The organism is Stenotrophomonas sp. STEN056, assembly GCF_056759635.1.
In genome coordinates this window covers 169,172-190,299 of sequence record NZ_JBRRDL010000005.1, presented here as the reverse complement: position 1 = coordinate 190,299, position 21,128 = coordinate 169,172, and the positions used below count along the sequence as shown (strand labels likewise).

Annotated in this window: 22 protein-coding genes and 1 tRNA gene; 16 read left to right on the top strand and 7 right to left on the bottom strand. The window is 64.3% G+C overall.

The features are described 5' to 3' along the window. Window positions 1-121 precede the first annotated feature (121 nt). Together ACVOLO_RS05085 and ACVOLO_RS05080 are read left to right on the top strand one after the other, a co-directional pair. Complete coding sequence (locus ACVOLO_RS05085) at window positions 122-1,276, top strand: toll/interleukin-1 receptor domain-containing protein (RefSeq protein WP_481569194.1); 1,155 nt, start codon at window positions 122-124, stop codon at window positions 1,274-1,276. Window position 1,277: 1 nt separating this feature from the next. Beyond that, a complete protein-coding gene (locus ACVOLO_RS05080; protein WP_481569193.1) occupies window positions 1,278-1,949 on the top strand; it encodes an SLOG domain-containing protein in 672 nt (223 codons plus the stop codon). Window positions 1,950-2,063: 114 nt separating this feature from the next. Here ACVOLO_RS05080 and ACVOLO_RS05075 read toward each other — a convergent pair whose 3' ends face one another. Continuing rightward, window positions 2,064-2,597 (bottom strand): hypothetical protein, encoded by a 534-nt coding sequence (locus tag ACVOLO_RS05075; RefSeq protein ID WP_481569192.1) that lies wholly within the window; start codon window positions 2,595-2,597, stop codon window positions 2,064-2,066. A gap of 86 nt (window positions 2,598-2,683) precedes the next feature. On the opposite strand from ACVOLO_RS05075, the gene ACVOLO_RS05070 reads away from it, so the two are divergent. After that, the gene (locus tag ACVOLO_RS05070; RefSeq protein WP_481569191.1) at window positions 2,684-2,953 is read left to right on the top strand and encodes a recombinase family protein; all 270 of its coding nucleotides are present in this window, start codon (window positions 2,684-2,686) and stop codon (window positions 2,951-2,953) included. A gap of 376 nt (window positions 2,954-3,329) precedes the next feature. Here ACVOLO_RS05070 and ACVOLO_RS05065 read toward each other — a convergent pair. Further along, window positions 3,330-3,422, bottom strand: a tRNA-Ser gene (locus tag ACVOLO_RS05065). 138 nt (window positions 3,423-3,560) lie between these two features. On the opposite strand from ACVOLO_RS05065, the gene dnaX reads away from it, so the two are divergent. From dnaX to ACVOLO_RS05040, 5 genes are all read left to right on the top strand, one after another. Next, window positions 3,561-5,513, top strand: a complete 1,953-nt coding sequence (dnaX, locus tag ACVOLO_RS05060) for a DNA polymerase III subunit gamma/tau (protein WP_481569190.1) — start codon at window positions 3,561-3,563, stop codon at window positions 5,511-5,513. A 6-nt stretch (window positions 5,514-5,519) separates the two neighbouring features. Then, a complete protein-coding gene (locus tag ACVOLO_RS05055) occupies window positions 5,520-5,840 on the top strand; it encodes a YbaB/EbfC family nucleoid-associated protein (RefSeq protein ID WP_481569189.1) in 321 nt (106 codons plus the stop codon). A 107-nt stretch (window positions 5,841-5,947) separates the two neighbouring features. Further along, entirely contained in the window at window positions 5,948-6,547 is a 600-nt protein-coding gene (gene recR / locus ACVOLO_RS05050) for a recombination mediator RecR (protein WP_481569188.1), read from the top strand. Window positions 6,548-6,598: 51 nt separating this feature from the next. Further along, the gene (locus ACVOLO_RS05045) at window positions 6,599-6,949 is read left to right on the top strand and encodes a histidine triad nucleotide-binding protein (RefSeq protein WP_481569187.1); all 351 of its coding nucleotides are present in this window, start codon (window positions 6,599-6,601) and stop codon (window positions 6,947-6,949) included. A gap of 59 nt (window positions 6,950-7,008) precedes the next feature. Next, entirely contained in the window at window positions 7,009-8,307 is a 1,299-nt protein-coding gene (locus ACVOLO_RS05040) for a hypothetical protein (protein ID WP_481569186.1), read from the top strand. A 67-nt stretch (window positions 8,308-8,374) separates the two neighbouring features. Here the strand turns inward: ACVOLO_RS05040 and ACVOLO_RS05035 are convergent, their stop codons facing one another. From ACVOLO_RS05035 to ACVOLO_RS05020, 4 genes are read right to left on the bottom strand one after another with little or no spacing between them, the layout of a single operon-like run. After that, the gene (locus ACVOLO_RS05035; RefSeq protein ID WP_481569185.1) at window positions 8,375-8,908 is read right to left on the bottom strand and encodes a Slp family lipoprotein; all 534 of its coding nucleotides are present in this window, start codon (window positions 8,906-8,908) and stop codon (window positions 8,375-8,377) included. After that, window positions 8,905-10,860: a transglutaminase TgpA family protein gene (locus ACVOLO_RS05030; RefSeq protein WP_481569184.1), complete on the bottom strand. Its 1,956-nt coding sequence runs from the start codon at window positions 10,858-10,860 to the stop codon at window positions 8,905-8,907. The genes ACVOLO_RS05035 and ACVOLO_RS05030 overlap by 4 nt, the downstream gene beginning before the upstream one ends. Then, on the bottom strand, window positions 10,857-11,813 hold the full coding sequence (locus tag ACVOLO_RS05025) for a DUF58 domain-containing protein (RefSeq protein ID WP_481569183.1): 957 nt from the start codon (window positions 11,811-11,813) through the stop codon (window positions 10,857-10,859). Before ACVOLO_RS05025 ends, ACVOLO_RS05030 begins: the two co-directional genes overlap by 4 nt. Then, entirely contained in the window at window positions 11,814-12,761 is a 948-nt protein-coding gene (locus ACVOLO_RS05020; protein ID WP_481569182.1) for an AAA family ATPase, read from the bottom strand. Window positions 12,762-12,801: 40 nt separating this feature from the next. On the opposite strand from ACVOLO_RS05020, the gene ACVOLO_RS05015 reads away from it, so the two are divergent. Continuing rightward, on the top strand, window positions 12,802-14,646 hold the full coding sequence (locus ACVOLO_RS05015) for a glycosyltransferase family 39 protein (protein WP_481569203.1): 1,845 nt from the start codon (window positions 12,802-12,804) through the stop codon (window positions 14,644-14,646). Between the two features lie 36 nt (window positions 14,647-14,682). On the opposite strand, the gene ACVOLO_RS05010 is transcribed toward ACVOLO_RS05015, so the two are convergent. After that, a complete protein-coding gene (locus tag ACVOLO_RS05010) occupies window positions 14,683-15,255 on the bottom strand; it encodes a Maf family protein (RefSeq protein WP_481569181.1) in 573 nt (190 codons plus the stop codon). A gap of 115 nt (window positions 15,256-15,370) precedes the next feature. Here ACVOLO_RS05010 and ACVOLO_RS05005 point away from each other — a divergent pair, with 115 nt between their 5' ends. The 7 genes from ACVOLO_RS05005 to fabF all read left to right on the top strand — a co-directional run bounded on the left by ACVOLO_RS05005 (window position 15,371) and on the right by fabF (window position 20,977). Next, window positions 15,371-15,880 carry a YceD family protein gene (locus tag ACVOLO_RS05005; RefSeq protein ID WP_481569202.1) on the top strand — a complete coding sequence of 170 codons (510 nt, stop codon included), beginning with the start codon at window positions 15,371-15,373 and terminating at the stop codon, window positions 15,878-15,880. 106 nt (window positions 15,881-15,986) lie between these two features. Then, complete coding sequence (gene rpmF / locus ACVOLO_RS05000; RefSeq protein WP_132864798.1) at window positions 15,987-16,184, top strand: 50S ribosomal protein L32; 198 nt, start codon at window positions 15,987-15,989, stop codon at window positions 16,182-16,184. Between the two features lie 88 nt (window positions 16,185-16,272). Then, window positions 16,273-17,238: a beta-ketoacyl-ACP synthase III gene (locus tag ACVOLO_RS04995; protein ID WP_481569180.1), complete on the top strand. Its 966-nt coding sequence runs from the start codon at window positions 16,273-16,275 to the stop codon at window positions 17,236-17,238. A 192-nt stretch (window positions 17,239-17,430) separates the two neighbouring features. Beyond that, window positions 17,431-18,375 (top strand): ACP S-malonyltransferase, encoded by a 945-nt coding sequence (fabD, locus tag ACVOLO_RS04990; protein WP_481569179.1) that lies wholly within the window; start codon window positions 17,431-17,433, stop codon window positions 18,373-18,375. Between the two features lie 81 nt (window positions 18,376-18,456). Continuing rightward, window positions 18,457-19,200 (top strand): 3-oxoacyl-ACP reductase FabG, encoded by a 744-nt coding sequence (fabG, locus tag ACVOLO_RS04985; protein WP_481569178.1) that lies wholly within the window; start codon window positions 18,457-18,459, stop codon window positions 19,198-19,200. Window positions 19,201-19,349: 149 nt separating this feature from the next. Continuing rightward, window positions 19,350-19,589, top strand: a complete 240-nt coding sequence (gene acpP, locus ACVOLO_RS04980) for an acyl carrier protein (protein ID WP_054659808.1) — start codon at window positions 19,350-19,352, stop codon at window positions 19,587-19,589. A 125-nt stretch (window positions 19,590-19,714) separates the two neighbouring features. Continuing rightward, entirely contained in the window at window positions 19,715-20,977 is a 1,263-nt protein-coding gene (fabF, locus tag ACVOLO_RS04975) for a beta-ketoacyl-ACP synthase II (RefSeq protein WP_481569177.1), read from the top strand. The last annotated feature ends 151 nt before the right edge of the window (window positions 20,978-21,128 follow it).

Sequence of the window (21,128 nt, the reverse complement as noted above, 5' to 3'; positions counted from 1 at the left end):
CCCCGCAACGCATTACGGCGCGTATTGAGCACCCAGCACAGGGGGGGGTAAAAAAATACCCGCGGGGGTGGGGGCCGCTCGCCCCACCAACGCTCTCTAGGTAGAGGTCACACGAATGAACATGAAGTTCTACGAGTTCGCAATCCTAGGCGCTGCATCGGCTGAAGAGCGGCAGATTCTTACTGGCACACTGGATGAGATGCTGAAGCCGTATGGGCTAGAAATAGGTCGCAATGTCTCTCTATATGATGGAGGGTCAATTGCGGGCATGGACCGGAAGCTAGCATTCGCGGCTGCGTACTTCCGAGGAAAGGGCCATGCAGATGAGGTGATTGCTAGGCAAATCTCAACGGCGAGTCTCCCTGTCATCCCTGTTGTAGGTATCGATGAAGCATTTGAGGACTCGGTACCAGAGGTTTTGAGTTTGGCGAACGGTTATCGCCTGACAGATGCTGACCCAAGAATGCTGCGACTGGCTTCTGCTCTGCTGGAATGCGTCGGCCTGCTTGAGCGGCAGCGTCGGGTATTTGTTAGCTATCGGCGCACTGAGGCAAGGACGGCGGCTGTTCAGCTGCATGACGTCCTGAGCAGCCTCGGTTTCGACGTATTCTTGGACACGCACACAATGCAGCCCGGCGAACCCTTTCAGGAGTCTCTCTGGCATCGACTCTGTGACTGCGATGTGATGCTAATGCTTGACACCAAAACCTACTTCGAAAGGAAGTGGACACGCCTTGAATTCGCTCGAGCGCAGGCAACCGGCATCCAAGTTCTTCGAGTGGTCTGGCCGAATCACAGCTCCGAAGCGCAAACGGATTTGGCGGAGACAATTTTCTTGGCGGATGATGAGTTCGAAGAAAAAGAGGGTGCGTTGGTTGATGGTACGATTCAGCAAATTGCCAACGCATTAGAGAGGCTGCGTAGCCGGTCCGTCGCTGCGCGCTACATGTCCATTACTGGCAAGCTCAGGGTAGAGGCTGCAGCCATTGGAGCTACGCTCGAGGGCATCGGTGCTTATCGTTCAATTGCAATGACTCTGCCGCAAGGGAAGCGCGTGTATGCCTATCCTGTGGTGGGTGTTCCAAGTGCCAACCTGCTCAATGACGTGGCAACGAAATCGCATCTGGCCGGACAGGGGACGACCGGGGTGCTGGTTTACGACCACCTAGGAATTAAGGACTCTTGGATGAAGCATCTGGGCTGGCTTGATGAGAATATTTCAACCGTCAAAGCAATCAAAGTGCGCGAAGCTTCCGTGCAACTACCGGAGCTATGAGATGCATCACAGTCAAGAGTGCATTTTTTTGTCCGCGAGTGTTCCCGACTTCGGGAAAGAGAATCGTTTCGCTACTACAGCCGATTCTGTCGCGATTACTTCCGCAATTGCGGCGCTCGTTCATGTAGCTCTGGGAAGGCGTAGGCTGATTTGGGGAGGACATCCCGCCATCACACCTATCATCTACGCAACTGCGGAAGAAATGGGGATTCCCTATTCTCCTTGGGTCACCATCTATCAATCAAGGCACTTCGAGGACAGATATCCAGAAGACAACAAGAAATTCAAGAATGTCGTGTACACGGATTCTGTGAAGGGAGGGCAGGATAAGAACTTGGCTGAAATGCGAGATAGGATGATTCGCAAGAACCAGTTCAGTGCTGCTGTCTTCATCGGAGGCATGGATGGGGTCCTAGAAGAGTATTCAGCCTACTGTGAAGCACACTCAGCAGACAGCAGTATTGTGCTTGGGACCACTGGCGGAGCCGCCCTTGAGCTTCTAAAAGCGAAAGGAATGCAGATGGAGCATCTGGACTACGTATCCATCTTTCACGAAAGGCTTGGCATTTCTCCAAGGGAAAGGCGATACCCTGCCCCTGACGAACAGCCAATAGATGTTGCTGCTCGTCTTCGCCCTCTTCCTCACAAGCACCATCCAAAACCTCCTCGATGATTATTTTGGCAATAGTTTAGTCAAGGGCTGGGGTGGCCTATCCCCAGCTCCAACGATTTCAGCGATGTACAGCCTCGACTTCCACGCCTTGCAGGGAAGCTGTCTAGCAGCTAATCAAGCAGTCCGAATCTTGCGCGCAAAGTTCCAGAGCACAGGCTGATGGTCGAAACAGCACTGCTTCAATGAGTAGTTGACGTACCTCCTCATTGCGACAGGCGTTGCAATACCAATGAACCACTTGTCACCATCTCGGTCGTGGACATGTGGGTCCCCGCATACTCCGCCCGCACCAAGCCACGTCTTCCGGACCAATTCCTTATGGTCCATAGGATTCCCGGGCAGCTTGATGCAGCAATGGATATGAGTCCGTTCGTTTGAGTCATGCGGGGAGCCGCTGCACAACGGCCTCCCCGGATAACTTTCAATGACTGGAACCAAGGGCATCCTGTACGTGCATCTTTCCTTGAACAGGCTGCACCGGAGCGCATGCATGAAGCGACCGAAAGTCTTCTCGGCGTGGCCATAGCTGACCGCCCCTTCCGACTCGAAGGTCAGGGTGATGAAGGCGTTGTAGTCGTCCTGCAGGAAGTGGCTTGCTAGCCCCTTCTGCAACTCGGTTTGTCTTGCTTCGTATTCCCAGTCTTCCATTGCGTTCCTCGCGGAGCATTGCGTTTTTGTGCTCTCGTGAGTTACTTATATTGCGATTTTACATTTCGCAATTAGGGGGGCGTGGGATGGTCAGACCCGGAGGCAATCCGGATTTGAAGCAGTACCGGAATGAGGATACGCAACAAGCCAACCTTAAAAGGCGAGCGTTGGCCGATGCGTACAGTCGGGATACCGGGCGATTGCTTTACCAAGCCATGCAGGGGCAGGCTGGCATGACCTTGGTGGAGTTCGCAGAATGGCTCAACAACTACGGTTGGCCTACCCGTAGAGGCGGTATGTGGACCGCGACGCAGGTCAGACGGGTGTTCAATAGGCTTGGACTCAAGAAGGCATAGAGGCTTCGTGTCGCGAGTCAGCGGGCCGCTCAGGCTGATGCTTGGTCAGTCTCGTCGTCTTTCCTGCGTATCACCCCCAGCCGCTCCGGTAGTGTGTGCACGCTGCTTACGTAGACGTATGTCCGATTTCCCATCGAGAACGTCTCAAGCAATCCTTGGCTCGCGTACTGGAATGCCCTTGTACGGGATATTCCGTGTGCCTTGCAGACATCGACTAGTGGTCCATACGCGACTTCGAATGTCGGCGTCTTTGTCATGGCTTTCCCCTGCTGTCGTTGTCCAATTGTAGCCAACGACGTTCTTAGGGAACAAAGTAGGGAACAAAAAGAAAGCCCGCACTTGGCGGGCTTTACTTTCAATGACTTGCGTCAATATCTGGCGGAGAGAGGGGGATTCGAACCCCCGAAGCGCGGTTTAGACGCTTACACACTTTCCAGGCGTGCTCCTTCAACCACTCGGACACCTCTCCGGATCCTGCCGCTGTAACACCTCAGCAGGGGCGCAGATTCTATAGGGCTTGGTGCGCCGCCACAAGCACCCTACGCATGGGTGCTGGCGGACGGGTGGGGCATGGCACAATGGGCGCTCGAATGAAGACGGTTGCCTGATGTCCTATCTCGTCCTTGCCCGCAAGTGGCGTCCGAAGCGTTTTGCCGAGCTGGTGGGCCAGGAACACGTGGTCCGCGCGCTGAGCAATGCGCTGGACAGTGGCCGCGTCCACCACGCCTTCCTGTTCACCGGCACCCGGGGGGTCGGCAAGACCACCATTGCCCGCATCTTTGCCAAGTCGCTGAACTGCGAGCAGGGCACCAGCGCCGATCCGTGCGGTCAGTGCCGGGCCTGCCTGGATATTGATGCCGGCCGTTACATCGACCTGCTGGAAATCGACGCCGCGTCCAATACCGGCGTGGATGACGTGCGCGAGGTGATCGAGAACGCTCAGTACATGCCTTCGCGTGGCAAGTACAAGGTCTACCTGATCGACGAAGTGCACATGCTCTCCAAGGCGGCGTTCAACGCGCTGCTCAAGACGCTGGAAGAGCCGCCGGAGCATGTGAAGTTCCTGCTGGCCACCACCGATCCGCAGAAACTGCCGGTCACCGTGCTCAGCCGCTGCCTGCAGTTCAACCTCAAGCGCTTGGATGAGGAACAGATCCGCGGCCAGATGTCCCGCATCCTCGGCGCCGAGCAGATCGAATTCGACGACAGTGCGCTGGTGCAGCTGGCGCGTGCGGCCGATGGCTCGCTGCGCGACGGTCTGTCGCTGCTGGACCAGTCCATTGCCTATGCCGGCGGCGCGCTGCGCGAGGATGTGGTGCGCGCCATGCTGGGCACGGTGGACCGCACCCAGGTGGCGGCCATGCTCGATGCCCTGGCCGATGGCGACGGCAGCCGCCTGTTGCAGGTGGTGGCCACGCTGGCCGAGTTCTCGCCGGACTGGAGTGGCGTGCTCGATGCGCTGGCCGAAGGCCTGCATCGCATCCAGGTGCAGCAGTTGGTGCCGGGTACCGTGGTGCCGGGTGAAGGCATTGATTCGGTGGCCTTCGCCCAGCGGCTGCGCCCGGAAGTGGTGCAGCTCTGGTACCAGATGGCCTTGGGTGGCCGCCGTGACCTGCACCTTGCGCCGAGCCCGCGTGCCGGCTTTGAAATGACCGTGCTGCGCATGCTGGCGTTCCGCCCGTCCGGCGCAGTGCCTGCGGTGCCGGAAGGTTCGGGCCAGGGCGCGGGCGCCGGTGGTGTTGCGCCGGTTGCTTCCGGTGCCGGTGTTGCGGCATCTGCCGCAGCCAGCCCCGCGCCGGTTGCCAAGCCTGCCGAACCGGCGCCCAGGCCGGCCGTTGTCGCGCCGGTCGAGATGGCGGCGCCCGTTGCCGAGGTTGTGCAGGAAACGCCTGCACCGGCGCCGCAGGCAGCCGCACCTGCCGCCTTGGCTGAAAAGCCGCGCGCTGCGGCCGACGATCTGCCGCCGTGGGAGATGGACGCAGCTGATGCCAGCGCACGCGACGAAGCCATGGCCATGGAAATGGCGGCGGCGGACATCGAGCCAGAATCCGCACCCGCACCGATCAAGGCTGCGCCGGTAGCGCCTGCTGCGCCAGTCGCAACGGCTCCGGCAACTGCGCCTGTACGGCCAACCGGCATCGCCATTGAGCCGAAGCCTGTCGCCAGCCGCGCGCTGGACAACGCCGAGCAGTGGCTGGACCTGGTGGCCGACAGTGGGCTGTCCGGCCCGTCGCGCGAGTTGGCGGCCAACTGCGCCTTCGTCAGTTACCAGCACGGTGTGCTGCGGCTGGGCTTGCTGCCGGGCTTTGAATACCTGCAGTCCGAGCGCGCGCTTACCGCCTTGGCCCAGGCCCTGTCGCAGGTACTGGGCAGCACGCCGAAGATCGTGATTGAAACCGGCAACGTCCAGGCCGAGACGTTGCACGAGCGCGCTGACCGTCAGCGCGGTGAACAACAAGTTGCGGCCGAAGCCGTCTTCATGGCCGACCCGCAGGTGCAGCAGCTGATCCAGCAGGGCGCCCGGGTCGTGGCCGATTCCATCCGTCCATTCAAAGAGTAAGCAACCATGCGCGGCAATATCGCCCAGATGATGCAGCAGGCCCAGAAAATGCAGGAAAACCTGCAGAAGGCCCAGGAAGAAATCGCCAAGTTGGAAGTCACCGGCAGCGCCGGTGGCGGCATGGTCACGGTGACCCTGAGTGGCACCAAGGAGTGCCGCAAGGTGCGTATCGATCCGTCGGTGCTGTCCGACCAGGAAATGGTGGAAGACCTGATCGCTGCCGCCTTCAACGATGCCTCCAACAAGATCGATGCCGAATCGCAGAGCCGCATGGGCTCGGCCACGGCCGGCATGAAGCTGCCGCCGGGCATGAAGCTGCCGTTCTGATGATGCCGTTGCCGGCCGTGACCGGCATCTGCGTTACCCGCGACGCGAAGCCCCCGGGCTTCGCGCGCTTGTTTTGATGAAGAGCGTGCTGTGATGGAGCTGCTGCGATGAGCCTGCCGCTGCTGGAACAACTGATCGAAGCGTTCCGTGTGTTGCCGGGCGTCGGCCAGAAGACGGCGCAGCGCATGGCCTACCACGTGCTGGAACGTGCCCGCGACGGCGGCCAGCGCTTGTCCGAGGTGCTGGCCGAGGCCATCGAGAAGATCGGCCATTGCGTGCAATGCCGGGATTTCAGCGAAACCGAAATCTGCCCGGTGTGCGCCAGCGCCAGCCGTGAGCGGCAGATGCTGTGCGTGATTGAATCACCGGCTGATCGCCTGGCCATTGAACATGCCACCAGCTATCGCGGCTTGTACTACGTGTTGCAGGGGCGGTTGTCGCCGCTGGACGGCATCGGCCCGCGCGAGCTGGGGCTGGACAAGCTGGAAGCACGACTGGCCGAAGGCGAAGTCACCGAGTTGATCATCGCCACCAATTCCACCGTTGAAGGCGAGGCCACCGCGCATTACCTGGCGCAGCTGGCACGGCGCAATAAAGTGCGTCCCAGCCGCTTGGCGCAGGGGCTGCCGCTCGGCGGCGAACTGGAATACGTGGATCGCGGCACCTTGTCGCATGCATTCGGCAGCCGCAGCGAAATCAGCGAATAGCTGCGGCAGGGGCGGTAAGCTGTAGGCCGTTTTCGCCAAGAGAGCCGTCGCATGACCGACACGATTTTCGGCAAGATCATCCGCCGCGAGATTCCCGCCAACATCGTCTATGAAGATGACGAAGTGCTGGGCTTCAAGGACATCGCCCCGCAGGCGCCGGTGCATGTGCTTTTCATTCCGAAGAATGAAGTCATCCCCACGCTGGATGACCTGCAGCCGTCGCAGGCGCATTTGATCGGCAAGCTGGCCTTGGCCGCTGCCGAATACGCGCGCAGGGAAGGCTTCGCCCAGAACGGCTACCGCATCGTCATGAACTGCCGCGAAGATGCCGGGCAGACCGTGTTCCATATCCACCTGCACCTGCTGGCCGGTGCGGCGCTGGGGCATTTCGGCGCCGCGTGAGCGGACATCAGCGGGTTTGACGACGCGCGGCGCACGGTTCCGCGATGAGGGGGTGTTCGGTGGCTGGAGGCATCTGCAGGCGCATCGGCCTGTTGTTCCTGTTGTTCCCGTCGGCAGCGTTTGCACAGGGGATGCCGGAGGCATCCGCCGCCCGCGCAGCCTTCCAGCGCATGCAGCAGTTGTGCGCCGCCGATGAGGGCAAGGCCTGGGGCGTGAGCCTGTGCGGCCCGGTGTTGTTGGCCGATCCGGCCAGCCGCCAGTTTGTTGCCAACATGGACGGTGCAGATGCCGCGCTGGAGCGCGAGGGCACGATCTTCCGGGGTCGCCTGCCCGACAGCGTGCCGGTGGCCAATACCGCCGTGGAATGGAATGGGCGCACCTGGACGATGCTGATGCTGCCGTTGCCGGAAGACCCAGTGGCGCAATCCATTTTGTTCATGCACGAGGCCTGGCACCGCATCCAGGCGCAGATCGGCCTGCCTGCCACCCATGCCGATCAGGAGCAACTGGAGACGGCGCAGGGGCGTACTGCCCTGCGGCTGGAACTACGCGCGTTGCGCGCGGCAATGCAGGCCACGGCCCAGGATCAGCGGCAACAGGCCAGCCGTGATGCGATGACCTTCCGGGCCTGGCGGCAGGCGCATTTTCCACAGGCGCGCGCTGCCGAGGATGCGATGGAGCGCCATGAGGGCATCGCCGAGTACAGCGGCCGCATCCTTGCGCAGGATGCGGCGCTGGAAGCCCACCTTGCCGAGCACCTGCAACGCGGCGATGGCGTGATGGCCTACGCGCGTTCCTTCGCCTATTACACAGGGCCGGCTTATGGCGTCCTGCTGGACCGGGCCGCACCGGGCTGGCGCAGCCATTGGAACCGGAAGGATGGTCTGCCGCAGCTGCTTGCGGCCGCCTCGGGAATCCAGGTCGACGCCGGTGATGCAGCGTTCCAGCGCGCGGGTGGGCGCTATGGCCTGGCCGAGGTCGAAGCCGAGGAGGCCGCCCGCGCCCAGAAACAGGCCGACGTGGTGGCAGCCCTGCGCGCACGTCTGGTCGATGGGCCGGTGCTGGGCGTTCCGGTCAACGGTGCCCGTTTCAGTTTCGATCCGAACCGGGTAACGCCATTGCCACCGCAGGGCGCGGTGTATGGCGTGATCCGCGCCGCCGCTGCGTGGGGTGTGCTGGACGTGCACGGTGATGGCCTGTTGTCCAGCGACTGGAAGCAACTGTCGGTAGCCCATGCAGGTGCGCGGCAAACGGCCGAGGGGTGGGCGGGCGACGGATGGGTGCTGACCCTCAAGCCTGGCTGGGTGCTGCAGCCCGACGGCGGCGAGGGCAACTGGACGATCCGCCGACAGGAGTGAGGCCTTTCGACGGCCATGAAAAACGCCGCCCGGAGGCGGCGTTTTCTGTTTGCCGTGGGCGCCGGGTTTACCACCAGCCGCGATAGCCCCAGCCTCCCCAGCCCCAGCCGGGCCCCCAGGACGGGCCCCACGGGCCGTAGGGATAGGCCGGAACCACGTCCACCTCGCGCTGCACCGGCCACAGGTAGACCACGTCGGCGTTGATCTTCGGCAGTGGATAGTCGTACTCGCCGATCTTGGTGGTCTGGTAACCATCAATGCGGCCGATGAAGGTTACATCGCGGCCGGGCTCGAACACAGCCGGGTCATAGAAACCGGCGCGGCAGGCAATGAAGCGGCCGTCACTGGCGTCGGAAGCGGTGCTGCTCGGGCGGCCACTGCCGTTGAGCGGGCGGGCGATCATCTGGAAGCAGGTTTCACCCTGTGCCGGCGTCGTTTCAATGATGCGGCCACCCCAGCGCACCGGCGTGCCGGTCTGCTTCTGCGCAACCGAGTCGCGCGGCGAGACGGGGTTGAACTCTCCCTGCAACGGCTTGGGCGCGGTGGCACACGCGGCCAGGGTCAAGCTGGCGGCAAGGGTGATGAGAATGCGGGTGTTCATGGTCGTGCTCCGTGTCTCGGGCGGTGCCTGTGCAGGTCAGCCAATAATGAAACGTGATCGGACTGGGTGCCAGCGTATCGCGCATCGGTGAAACGCTGGCTGAGTGCCAGCAGACCGCTTCCAGGGCGATAAAGTTCAACCCGCCGCGCCCAATCGTTGGCCGATTCGTGGGGTTCGCGGCCCAGCCCGAGGCGGGCGTAACGGCGGTCCAGCCGATGCCAGGCGCGCAATAGTGGATCGCGCTGGCGCTCGCCGCGCGCCAGCAGCCAGGCCATCAGGCCCAGTGCCAGCACGGCGAAGCCGGCGAACAGCGCGATCAGCTGCGACGGCGTAAGCCGGTCGATACCGAATGGGCGCAGCAGTTGCTGCTGGCGTTTGGCGTCGAAGGAGAGGAAGGCGGTGTTCCAGCCGCGCCGCATCCAGTCGCTGAACTGCCGGATGCTGTCCCAGCGGCCAGCAAGGTCCAGCCCGCCGGCGTTGCCCTGGCCGAGGCGGTCTTCCAGGGTGTCGTAGATGCGCTCCGGGGCAACGGCGGCGGTGGGGTCCACGCGCACCCAGCCGCGCCCGGTCAGCCACACTTCGGCCCAGGCATGGGCGTCCATCTTGCGCACCACCCAATAGTCGCCGTAGCGGTTGCGCACGCCGCCGGCATAGCCGGTCACCACGCGCGCGGGAATGCCGGCGCCGCGCATCAGCACCACGAATGCGGAACTGAAGTGCTCGCAGAAGCCGGCTTTCTGGTCGAACAGGAATTCGTCGGCGACGTGGCGGCCGGCCAGCGGCGTGGACAGGGTGTAGGCGAACTCGCGGTGGATCCACTCCAGGCTGCGGCGCACGATGGCGGCATCGTCCTGGCCGGCGTCTGCGCGCCATTGTTTGGCCAGCGCGAGTGTGCGCGGGTTGAAGCCTTCGGGAAGCTGCAGGGTTTGCCGGCGTAGCCGTTCGGGCAATTCCGACTGGAAGCTGCGCGGTGGCGCCGATTGCATCCGCCAGCGGGTCAGGGCGGTCAGCGAGCGGTTGCTGCTGAGGCTGTAGTCGGCGTCCAACTGGCTGTCGGCGGGGGCGGCCAGGGGCAGATCGAGCGCGACGAGTTGGCGGTTGTCACTGGCCTCGTATTCGATCTGGTAATCCCAGCGCAGGTTGCCGGCCTCGAAGGCGGCCGGGGCGGTGTGTTGCTGGCCGTTGGAGCGGGTCCAGCTGCGGCCGTCGAAGCGGGTCAGCACCGGGCCGCGCCAATAACGCTGGTCGGCCGGCGGCACCGGGCCGAAGAACTGCGCGCGCAGGGCCGGGCTGTCGTCGGCCATCAGGTCGATCCACGCGCCGGGCTCCATGCTGTCGGACAAACCGGGGCGGCTGACCACACGGTCTGGAATGCCCCACAGCGGGCTGCCCAGGCGCGGCACCAGCCAGAACGCGGACAGCGCCAGCGGCAGGGCAAGCAGCATCAGTCTGCCGACGGTTTGCAGCTGCCCGCGGGGTGGCAGGGCGATGACGCCGGCTTCGTCGTCAGCCAGCCGTTGCAGGGCCAGCAGCGCGCAGATCACCGCTGCGGTGGCCAGCAGCAAGGTGGTGGGGCCCTGGTCCAGCAGGAAGGCGGCGAATGGCGCGAACAGGGCGAAGCCGAGCAGGCTGCGTGCGTCGCGCAGGGTGCGCAGTTCGCTGGATTTGATCGCCAGCATCGCGGCCAGCAGGGCGCAGCCGGTGTCGCGGCCGGGGTGGGCGCCCATCTGCCAGTAAATTGCGGCCAGCATGGTGCTGACCAGCAGCAGGCGCAGCGGCAACGGCACCGGGCGCCGCCACGCCAATGCGGCAACCAGCAGTGCGGTCGCGCCGAAGACGCCGGCCAATACACCGGGCAACTGCAGCAGCAGCGGCAGCAGCGACAGTGCGGTGGTCAGCAGTACCCCGCCGCGTGCGTGCGTACCAAGTGCGGGAGAGGGCGTGGTGCTCATGCGGGCGGCAACAGGGCGAGTGCGCGCAGGCACAGGTGGCGGTGGCTGTCGCCGACATCCGGGCCGATGGCCGGGTTGCCGGGCAGGCGCAGTTGATAGCGACGGCCCTCGCGTTCGGCGTCATCCACCCAGCGCGCAAGGCGGGCGATGCGGCGTTCGTAGGGCAGGGCATGCAGTTGCTGCCAGTCCAGCACCAGCTCCGCACCCACCGGGCGTTCGTATTCGCGCACCAGCAGACCATCGCGGCGCGCGGAGTGCTTCCACGCAATCGTGCGCAGGGCATCGCCCTTGCGATAGGCGCGCAGCTGCTGCAGCTCGTCACCCATCGGGTGGACGTGCGTGCGGGATGAAGTAGTGCCGGTATCGGGCAGCGGCGGTGCGTTGAGTTCTGCTGCGGGGTAGACCAACAGCGGGGCGTCCGGCCAGAACCACGACCAGGCGCGCACCAGCCCCAGTGGCTGCGTGGTGGTGATGCGGATGCGGGAGATATCCAGCCAGCCGCGTACCTGCGTGGGCAACGCGAGATCGGCCTCAACCTGGCTGTCGGCGGTGAGGCTCACGGTGGTGCGGGCGTCTTCGTGGCTGATCTGCAGGGCGCGGCGCGGGCGGGTGCCGGTGCGTGCCAGAGCCAGCCGCAGCTGGATCGGCGTGCCGGCCGGTACGGGTTCGGCCGAGAGCGTTTCAAGGCGAATGCCGGACAGCTGCAGATGCGCATACACCGCACTGGCCAGCGCAGTGGCTGCCAGCGCCAGCGCCAGCAGCAGCGCGGGATTGTTGTTGTAGTTCAGTGCGCCCAGCAGCATCGTCGCCAGCAACCCGGCCAGGAACAGGCCAAAGCCGGTGGGCAGCACGTAGATGCGGTGGCGGTCCAGTTGTGCCGGCAATGCTTCGGGTTGGCGCGGGCGTGCCAGCCATTGCAGGGACTGCAGCCGTTGTCGCAACCGGGCGATCACTCAATCAACCCGCACGCTGTGCAGGATCGCGCGCGCCAGCACCGGGCCGGATGACGATTCGGCCTCGGCCATCAAACGGTGCCCGGCCACGGCAATGAACAAGGCCTGCACATCCTCGGGCACCACGTGCTTCCTGCCCAGCAACAAGGCATGTGCCTTGGCCGCACGCAGCAGGGCGATGCCGGCACGAGGCGACAGCCCGACCTTGACCCCCGGATGCTGGCGGCTGCGCGTGAGCAGCGCCTGCACATAGTCGATCAGCGCGTCGCTGGCATGCACCTGCTCGACCGCCTCACGCAGCGCCACGATGTCCTGGTCGGACAGGCAGGGCACGGCACGTGCGATCAACTCACGACGGCTGCTGCCACTGAGCAGTGCGCGCTCGGCCTCGGCGTTGGGGTAGCCCAGGGTGAGCCGCAGCAGGAAGCGGTCCAGCTGCGAATCCGGCAGCGGGAACGTGCCGGACATGTCCACCGGGTTCTGCGTGGCGATGACGAAGAACGGGTCCGGCAGGGTGTGGGTGACGCCATCAAGCGTCACCTGCTGCTCGGCCATCGCCTCCAGCAGCGCGCTCTGTGTGCGCGGCGGTGCACGGTTGATTTCATCGGCCAGCAGCACATTGCAGAACACCGGCCCGGGGTGGAACTGGAAGCTGCGGCTGTGGGCTTCATAGATGGAGATGCCCAGCACGTCGGCCGGCAACAGGTCCGAGGTGAACTGCACGCGCTGGAACTGCAGGCCCAGGCTGGACGCCATGGCGTGGGCCAGCGTGGTCTTGCCCAGCCCGGGCAGGTCTTCGATCAGCAGATGTCCACCGGACAACAGCGCGACAAAGGCCAGCCGAACCTCCTGCGCCTTGCCCAGCAGCAGTGAATTGACCTGCTCCTGTGCCTTCTGCAATGACTGCAACGTGACATCGGTTAGCATTCCGGCGGACACCAGGGTCATGGTCGTCTCATATTCCAAAGTTGAGGAAGTGTAAGTGGCAATCCGGGGTGAGCAACGCGCATACATTACGTTCCTTGTGCTGTGGGCGTTGGTCACCACGGTCAAGGTGCTGGTTGCATCACAGTTGCCACTGTTCGTGGACGAATCGTTCTATTGGCAGGAAGGGCAGCATCTGGCTGCCGCGTATTCCGACCTCCCTGGCCTGACGGCCTGGTTGGCGCGCCTGGGCGTGGAGGCTGCCGGCGACAACCGGCTCGGTCTGCGCCTGCCGTTCCTGCTGATGGGGGCGTTGCTGCCGTGGTTGATCGCCCGCATCACCGCGCGCTGGTTTGGCGGGCGTATTGGTTGGCAGGCCGGCGCGCTCACGCTGCTGATGCCGTTGTCGGCCACGCTGGGCATTCTCGCGGTGCCGGATGTGCCGATGGCGCTCGCTGCGGTGCTGTGCCTGGATGCCGGCGCGCGCCTGCTGCGCAACGTCGATGCCGGCGGCGCGCTGATGCTGGCGCTGGGTCTGGCGATCGGTGCGCTCAGCCACTATCGCTTCATCGGTGTCATCGGCATGGGTTTCATCGCCCTGATGCTGTTGCCCGAAGGGCGCCGGGTATTGCGTGATCCGCGCGTGTGGATGGCGTTGGCGGTGGGCATCTTCGCCTGGCTGCCGTTGCTGGCCTGGAACCTGGACAACCAGGACGCGGGTCTCAAGTTCCAGGTGATGGAGCGGCATCCGTGGATGTTCCACGGCGAAGGCCTGCGTTTTCTGCTGATCCAGCCGCTGATGGTTACGCCGCTGTTGTTTGTGGCGATGGTGGCGGTTGCGGCCAGCGGCCTGCGCAAAGTGCAGGGCGGCTTCCATCACGTGCAATGGCGTTACTTTGCGCTGGTGGGGGCGACCTCGACCTTGCTGATTTTCGTGTTGGGTTTCTTCACCGACGTGGAGCGCATCAGCTTCCACTGGCCGCTGCCGGGGTATCTGGCGCTGCTGATCTGCGTGCCGCTGCTGCTCAATCGCTGGTCGCGGTTGTGGCGGCGTTGTGTCTGGGTAACCGTTGCGGCGGGCCTGGTGTTCGCGCTGGGGTACTACGTGGTGGTGTCGGTGCCGTCGCTGCGTGAGCAGATGGCCGGCAGCAAGTACTACCCGCGCAACTTCGCCGGCTGGCAACCGCTGGCCGAAGCGGTGCGTGAGGAACTGGCAAACATGCCGGGCGACGCCACAATGCTGGCGGACAGTTTCAAGGTGGGGGCGGAGCTGGGTTTCCGGCTCGACGATCCTTCCATCACGGTGCTGCCGCACGCGCTCAATGATCGTCACGGCCGTACCGCGCAACTGCAGTTGTGGGGCCTGCTGAGCAAGGGCGAGCGTCCCGGCCCGCAGTTGCTGGTGCTGGCGCCGAGTGACCTGCGCTATCGCGATCTGCTCGCGCGTTATCACCAGGTCTGCGCGCTGGTCGGGCCGCTGCCGCCGCCACGCGTGGTGTCGCTGGATCATGGTTTCCAGCGCTTCCTGTTGTTCCGTTTGCCTGCGCAGAAACAGTCCGGGCCCTGCGTGACCCCGGCGATGGCGTGGGTGGATGCGCCAGTGGCCGGGGCCGTTGTCGCCGACACGCTTGAGGTTGCCGGCTGGGCTTTCAAGGACGGCGCCGGTCTATCGCGTGTGGAGCTGCTGCTGGATGGGCGCAGCGTGGGCGATGCGGTCTACGGCCGTGATTTCGACATCCGTGCCGCGTGGCCGGGCACGAATGATCCGCATCATCCGCATGTGGGCTTTGATGGCCGCCTCGACGTCCGTGGTCTCGTCCCGGGCAAGCACTGGCTGGGCCTGCGCCTGCATGGCGCGGACGGCAGCGTTGAACAATGGGCCGAGCAACCGTTCGTGGTGGAGCGCTAGGGTTGTTGCGGCCCCGGCAATGCGCGCAACGTCGCTTCAGGGCAGTTGATAGCCGGCCTGTCGCAGCAGGGCTGACAGCTGGATCAGCGGCAGCCCCACCAAGGCCGTCGGGTCGCTGCTGTGGATCGCCTCGAACAAGCTGATGCCCAGGCCTTCGCATTTGAAGCTGCCAGCGCAGTCCAGCGGCTGCTCGGCGGCGACGTAACGCGCGATTTCTGCGGTATCCAGCCTGCGGAACTGAACGCGGGTCACATCGCAGGCCTGCAGGTGCGTGCTGCCGTTGCTCAGGCAAAGCGCCGTGTGGAAGCGGATTTCATGGCCGGACATGGTGGCCAGCTGCGTGCAGGCCGCTTCCACGGTGCCGGGCTTGCCGAGCGGCGCACCGTTCACCTCGGCCACCTGGTCCGAGCCGATGACCCAGCAGCCGGGCCGTTGCAGGGCGATTGCCAGCGCCTTGGCCCTGGCCAGGCGCTGGGCCAGGGCTGCGGGTGCTTCGCCTGGCAGCGGCGTTTCGTCCACCCTGGGGGCCTCCGAACTGAACGGGAGCCGTAACCTGGCCAGCAATTCGGCCCGATAACGGGAGGTGGAGGCGAGGATCAGGTCGGTCATGTGGGAAAATGCGGCGTCCGGGCGCAGCAGTCTGCTGCTGTCCGCTTCCCGAGACAACGTTGCTGGCCGCTTGGGTTTGACAGCGACCGGGGTACTCCTTAACATTCTGCAGCTTATGTCCGCGAACGTGCCCGAATTGCTGGATGCTTGGCGGATGGTCGCAGCACGCAGGTGCTTCGACGGCCAGGTGCCTTTGTCCGAGTTGACCCGCCTGCAAGGCCTTGTCGCCGATGCCGAAGGCCAGTGCACTTACGCGCTGGAATTCGGTCGCGATGACGTTCTTCAGGTGGCCTATGTCGAGCTGACCATCGAAACGGCGTTGCCGTTGATCTGTCAGCGCACCATGCAGCGTTTTCTGCTGCCGGTGTCGATCAGGCAGCGGCTGGGGTTGATCCGCGACGAAGACGAGGAGTCTGCGCTCCCGCCCGACTATGAAGCGCTGCTGGTGCCGGAAGATGGCAACCTGCACCCGCTGGAAATCGTCGAGGACGAATTGGTGTTGGCCGTGCCGGTAGTGGCGCTGGCACCGGGAAGCGAGGCGGTCGAACGCGACTGGCCGGCGACCGAAGAGGAACAAAGCAAGGCCAATCCGTTTGCGGCATTGGCGGCGCTGAAGAAACAATAGCGGCCGGTTATCGTCGGCGGTCGCGGCGAAAGCGAGAGTAGTGCTGGACGCTGGCGTCCCGTGCAATTAAACGACGAAGCAAACGAACCGAGTTTGGAGCAATCCCATGGCTGTGCAGAAATCCCGTGTTACCCCGTCCCGCCGCGGCCAGCGCCGTGCGCACGACGCCCTGAGCGCCAAGCAGCTGTCCACCGACCCGACCACGGGTGAAGTGCATCTGCGTCACCACATCACTGCTGACGGTTTCTACCGTGGCAAGAAGGTGATCACGACCAAGTCGTCCTCGGTCGTCGAAGAAGATTGATTCGTGACGGCCGCCACGTTCGCGTGGCGGCCGCCTCACCGATTCTTCCGGGGCCGCCTCAGGGCGGCTTCGCGCAACAGGAAACAGCATGAGCAAGCGGATCTACTCGAGGATCGCGGGCACTGGTAGTTACTTGCCCGAGAAAGTGTTGACCAACGACGATCTGGCCAAGATCGTGGACACGACCGATGAGTGGATTCAGTCGCGCACGGGCATCCGTGAGCGGCATGTCGCTGCCGAAGGCGAAACCACCAGCGACCTGGGCTACCACGCCGCGCTGCGTGCGCTGGAGGCTGCCGGCATCGAGGCTTCGCAGCTGGACATGATCATCGTGGGCACCACCACGCCGGATCTCATCTTTCCGTCCACCGCCTGCTTGATCCAGGCGCGCCTTGGCGCGACCGGCTCGGCGGCGTTTGACGTCAATGCGGCATGTTCGGGCTTCCTGTTTGCCCTGAGCGTGGCCGACAAATTCATCCGCAGCGGTGACGCCAGGCATGTCCTGGTGATCGGCGCGGAAACCCTGACCCGTATCGTTGACTGGACCGACCGCACCACCTGCGTGCTGTTCGGCGATGGCGCGGGCGCCGTCGTGCTCAAGGCCGACGAAGACACCGGCATCCTCAGCACCCACCTGCATGCCGACGGCAGCAAGAAGGAGCTGCTGTGGCACCCGGTCGGTGTATCCACCGGCCTGGACAGGCCCGGCAAGCTGACCATGAAGGGCAACGACGTGTTCAAGTACGCCGTCAAGGCGCTGGACTCGGTCGTTGATGAAACCCTGCAGGCCAACGGCCTGGACAAGTCCGACCTGGATTGGTTGATCCCGCACCAGGCCAACCTGCGCATCATCGAAGCCACCGCCAAGCGTCTGGACATGTCGATGGACCAGGTAGTGGTGACTGTGGACAAGCACGGCAACACCTCCGCCGGCTCGGTGCCGTTGGCACTGGACGCGGCGATCCGTTCCGGCCGTGTGGAGCGTGGCCAGCTGCTGTTGTTGGAAGCCTTTGGTGGCGGTTTCACCTGGGGCTCGGCGCTGCTGCGCTACTGAGCGGTTCCGGCAATCTGTGTATCGAACGGGCAGCCAATGGCTGCTCGTTTTGTATCCGCCGGGCGTTCAGGTGTGGTGCGCGGGAGGGCTCGATATTGCAGGGTTGCGGGTGCCTGCATACGCGCCAGTACAGACGCGCGGGCGCTTTCGCGCTTATGATTCGCCGCTTCGATTCGTGCAGCAGATGACCGCGTGACTGATTCCCGACTCGCTTTCGTGTTCCCCGGCCAAGGTTCCCAGTCCATTGGGATGTTGGCTGAACTGGCAGAACTGCATCCGCAGATCCGTGAAACCTTCACAGAAGCTTCTGAAGGCGCGGGCGTGGACCTGTGGGCCTTGTCGCAGGGCGGCCCGGAAGAACAGCTCAACCGCACCGAGTTCACCCAGCCGGCCTTGCTGGCGGCGAGCATTGCGGTATGGCGCCTGTGGAATGCCCAGGGTGGCGCAAAGCCGGCCGTGCTGGCGGGCCATAGCCTGGGTGAATACACCGCGCTGGTTGCCGCTGGCGCCCTGACCCTGCGCGACGGCGCGCATCTGGTGCGCCTGCGTGGCCAGCTGATGCAGGACGCGGCCCCGGCGGGCGTCGGTGCCATGGCGGCCGTGCTTGGCGCCGAGGATGCCGTGGTTGAGGCCGTCTGTGCCGAAGCGGCGGGCAGCCAGGTGGTGGTGCCGGCCAATTTCAATTCGCCGGGCCAGATCGTCATCGGCGGCGACGCCGCTGCCGTGGACCGTGCGCTGGCGCTGCTGGCCGAGAAGGGCGTGCGCAAGGCGGTCAAGCTGGCGGTCAGTGTGCCGTCGCATACGCCGCTGATGCGCGAAGCCGCCAATCGTCTGGCCGAAGTGATGGCCGGGCTGGATTGGCGCGCGCCGCAGTTGCCGGTGGTGCAGAACGTCGATGCCAAGGTGCATGACGGCGTGGCTGCGATCCGCCAGGCGCTGGTGCAGCAGCTTTACCAGCCGGTGCAGTGGACCGGCTGCGTGCAGGCGCTGGCGGCGCAGGGTGTCAGCCGCGTGGCCGAGTGCGGCCCGGGCAAGGTGCTGACCGGCCTGGTCAAGCGCATCGACAAGAGCATTGATGGACGTTCGCTCGCCACCCCGGCCGATTTTGCCGGCGCGCTGGAAGAGTGGGCCCCGTAATCCAACCGGCCCGGGGTGCGGCCTGCGCCCGGCCATGACCGGGGACCGTCCACGACGGCCTCGCAGGAAAGAGGAAACAGCATGAGCAAGCCATTGCAGGGTGAAATCGCGCTCGTCACCGGCGCAAGCCGTGGCATTGGTGCGGCCATTGCCGACGAACTGGCCGCCCTGGGCGCCACCGTCATCGGCACGGCAACCACCGAATCCGGCGCTGCCGCCATCGGCGAGCGCCTGGCCGCGCAGGGCGGCCACGGCCGCGCGCTGAACGTGACCGAACCGGGCGCGGTGGATGCGCTGATTGAGGCGGTGAGCAAGGAATTCGGTGCCATCACCGTCCTGGTCAACAACGCCGGCATCACCCGCGACAACCTGCTGATGCGCATGAAGGACGAGGACTGGCAGGCCATCCTCGACACCAACCTGACCAGCGTCTACCGCACCTCCAAGGCGGTGATGCGCGGCATGATGAAGGCGCGCAAGGGCCGCATCATCAACATCGCCTCGGTGATCGGCGTGACCGGCAACGCCGGCCAGGCCAACTACGCCGCGGCCAAGGCCGGCATCATTGCTTTCTCCAAGTCGCTGGCCAAGGAAATCGGCAGCCGCGGCGTGACCGTGAACGTGGTCGCCCCGGGCTTCATCGACACCGACATGACCAAGGATCTGCCCGAGGACGCCAAGGCGGCGATGCTCGGCCAGGTTGCGCTGGGCCGCCTCGGCGAGCCGGCAGACATCGCCAAGGCGGTGGGTTTCCTGGCCGGCCCGTCGGCCAGCTACATCACCGGCGAAACCCTTCACGTGAACGGCGGCTTGTACATGCCGTAAGCGTGTGGTGCAGGGACTGCACCCAAGTGGTTGATCGCCGTAACTTTTTGCAAAAATGCATGGGCGCGGCGCTTTCCACTACACTATCCCACGGCCATCACCACGTGATGGCGTCTTTTGAACCACTACTCCATCTGGAGCGATATCCAATGAGCACCATCGAAGAACGCGTCAAGAAGATTGTTGTCGAGCAGCTTGGCGTCAAGGAAGAGGAAGTCACCACCAGCGCATCGTTCGTCGATGACCTGGGTGCCGACTCGCTGGACACCGTCGAGCTGGTGATGGCGCTGGAAGAAGAGTTCGAGTGCGAAATCCCGGACGAAGAGGCTGAGAAGATCGGCACCGTTCAGGCTGCCATCGACTACGTCAAGGCACACGTCAAGGCCTGATTCACGCCTGACAGGACGCGGCCGGCATGAATCACCCGCCGCGTTGCAAATCTCATGGGGCCGCAGATGCGGCCCTGTGCTTTTCACCGCTTCAACCCCCGTGAACGGGGCCAGGAGAATCCGCAATGAGTCGTCGCGTCGTCGTTACCGGCATGGGCATGGTGTCGCCGCTGGGCAATGATCTGGCCAGCAGCTGGGAAGGCATCATCAATGGCCGCTCGGGCATTGGCCCGCTGACGAGCGTTGCAGATAACTATCTGGAACGTTTCACCACCAAAATTGCAGGTGAGGTCAAGGATTTCGACATCACCGCCGACAACCCCTTGTTCGGCAAGTATCGGGTCAGTGGCAAGGATGCCAAGAAGATGGACCCGTTCATCCATTACGGCCTGGGCGCGGCGTTCATGGCGCTGCATGACTCGGGCCTGGAAATCACCGATGCCAATGCCGAGCGCATCGGCGCCATTGTTGGCGCCGGCATCGGCGGCCTGCTGGGCATCGAGGAACAGACCATCGAGTTCCACGAGGGCAAGAAGATTTCGCCCTTCTACGTGCCCAAGACCATCATCAACATGCTGCCGGGCCAGCTGAGCATCATCGCCGGGCTGAAGGGGCCCTCGTTCTCGGCGGTGTCGGCCTGTGCCACGTCCAACCATTCCATTGGTACGGCGATGCGCATGATCCAGTACGGCGATGCCGACGTGATGGTTGCCGGTGGCGCCGAGCGTGGTTCCTCGCCGACCGCCCTGGGCGGCTTCTGCGCGATGAAGGCCATGTCCACCCGCAACGATGACCCGACCAAGGCCTCGCGCCCGTGGGACAAGGGCCGTGACGGTTTCGTACTGGGCGACGGTGCCGGCATCCTGATCCTGGAAGAGTACGAGCACGCCAAGGCGCGCGGCGCACGCATCTACTGCGAGCTGGCCGGCTTCGGCGCAAGCTCCGACGCGTACCACATGACCGCACCGAGCGAGAACGGCGAAGGCGCCGCGCGCTGCATGGTGGCGGCGATGAAGGACGCAGGCGTCACCCCGGAGCAGGTCGGCTATCTCAACGCACACGGCACCTCCACGCCGCTGGGCGACCTGGGCGAGACCATGGCGATGAAGACTGCCTTCGGCGATCACGCCTACAAGCTGCTGGTGAGCTCGACCAAATCGATGACCGGCCACCTGCTTGGCGCAGCCGGCGGCGTGGAAGCGATCTTCTCGGTCAAGGCGCTGGAAACCGGCGTCATCCCGCCGACCATCAACCTGGACGAGCCGGGCGAAGGCTGCGACCTGGACTACGTGCCGAACGTGGCCCGCAAGGCGCAGGTGGACGTGGTGATGTCCAACGGCTTCGGCTTCGGCGGCACCAACGGCACGCTGGTGTTCAAGCGGATCTAAAGGCTTTAAGCCCTTCTCCCGCATGCGGGAGAGGGGTTGGGGTGAGGGGCTTTAAAGCTCAAAAGCCTTAAGAGCTCCAAGAGCTTTAAGGGCTTCCCCTCATCCGCCCCTTCGGGGCACCTTCTCCCGCAGGCGGGAGAAGGGAGCCGTC

Excerpts from the sequence above, each read along its gene's own strand:
- ACVOLO_RS05055 (WP_481569189.1), top strand. The coding sequence starts at position 5,520 with ATGCGCGGCAATATCGCCCAGATGATGCAGCAGGCCCAGAAAATGCAG.
- recR (WP_481569188.1), top strand. The coding sequence starts at position 5,948 with ATGAGCCTGCCGCTGCTGGAACAACTGATCGAAGCGTTCCGTGTGTTG.
- ACVOLO_RS05020 (WP_481569182.1), bottom strand. The coding sequence starts at position 12,761 with ATGACCCTGGTGTCCGCCGGAATGCTAACCGATGTCACGTTGCAGTCA.
- acpP (WP_054659808.1), top strand. The coding sequence starts at position 19,350 with ATGAGCACCATCGAAGAACGCGTCAAGAAGATTGTTGTCGAGCAGCTT.
- ACVOLO_RS05005 (WP_481569202.1), top strand. The coding sequence starts at position 15,371 with ATGTCCGCGAACGTGCCCGAATTGCTGGATGCTTGGCGGATGGTCGCA.
- ACVOLO_RS05045 (WP_481569187.1), top strand. The coding sequence starts at position 6,599 with ATGACCGACACGATTTTCGGCAAGATCATCCGCCGCGAGATTCCCGCC.
- rpmF (WP_132864798.1), top strand. The coding sequence starts at position 15,987 with ATGGCTGTGCAGAAATCCCGTGTTACCCCGTCCCGCCGCGGCCAGCGC.
- fabG (WP_481569178.1), top strand. The coding sequence starts at position 18,457 with ATGAGCAAGCCATTGCAGGGTGAAATCGCGCTCGTCACCGGCGCAAGC.
- ACVOLO_RS05010 (WP_481569181.1), bottom strand. The coding sequence starts at position 15,255 with ATGACCGACCTGATCCTCGCCTCCACCTCCCGTTATCGGGCCGAATTG.
- ACVOLO_RS05070 (WP_481569191.1), top strand. The coding sequence starts at position 2,684 with ATGGTCAGACCCGGAGGCAATCCGGATTTGAAGCAGTACCGGAATGAG.
- dnaX (WP_481569190.1), top strand. The coding sequence starts at position 3,561 with ATGTCCTATCTCGTCCTTGCCCGCAAGTGGCGTCCGAAGCGTTTTGCC.
- ACVOLO_RS05030 (WP_481569184.1), bottom strand. The coding sequence starts at position 10,860 with ATGAGCACCACGCCCTCTCCCGCACTTGGTACGCACGCACGCGGCGGG.
- ACVOLO_RS05075 (WP_481569192.1), bottom strand. The coding sequence starts at position 2,597 with ATGGAAGACTGGGAATACGAAGCAAGACAAACCGAGTTGCAGAAGGGG.
- fabF (WP_481569177.1), top strand. The coding sequence starts at position 19,715 with ATGAGTCGTCGCGTCGTCGTTACCGGCATGGGCATGGTGTCGCCGCTG.
- ACVOLO_RS05085 (WP_481569194.1), top strand. The coding sequence starts at position 122 with ATGAAGTTCTACGAGTTCGCAATCCTAGGCGCTGCATCGGCTGAAGAG.
- ACVOLO_RS05035 (WP_481569185.1), bottom strand. The coding sequence starts at position 8,908 with ATGAACACCCGCATTCTCATCACCCTTGCCGCCAGCTTGACCCTGGCC.
- ACVOLO_RS05080 (WP_481569193.1), top strand. The coding sequence starts at position 1,278 with ATGCATCACAGTCAAGAGTGCATTTTTTTGTCCGCGAGTGTTCCCGAC.
- ACVOLO_RS04995 (WP_481569180.1), top strand. The coding sequence starts at position 16,273 with ATGAGCAAGCGGATCTACTCGAGGATCGCGGGCACTGGTAGTTACTTG.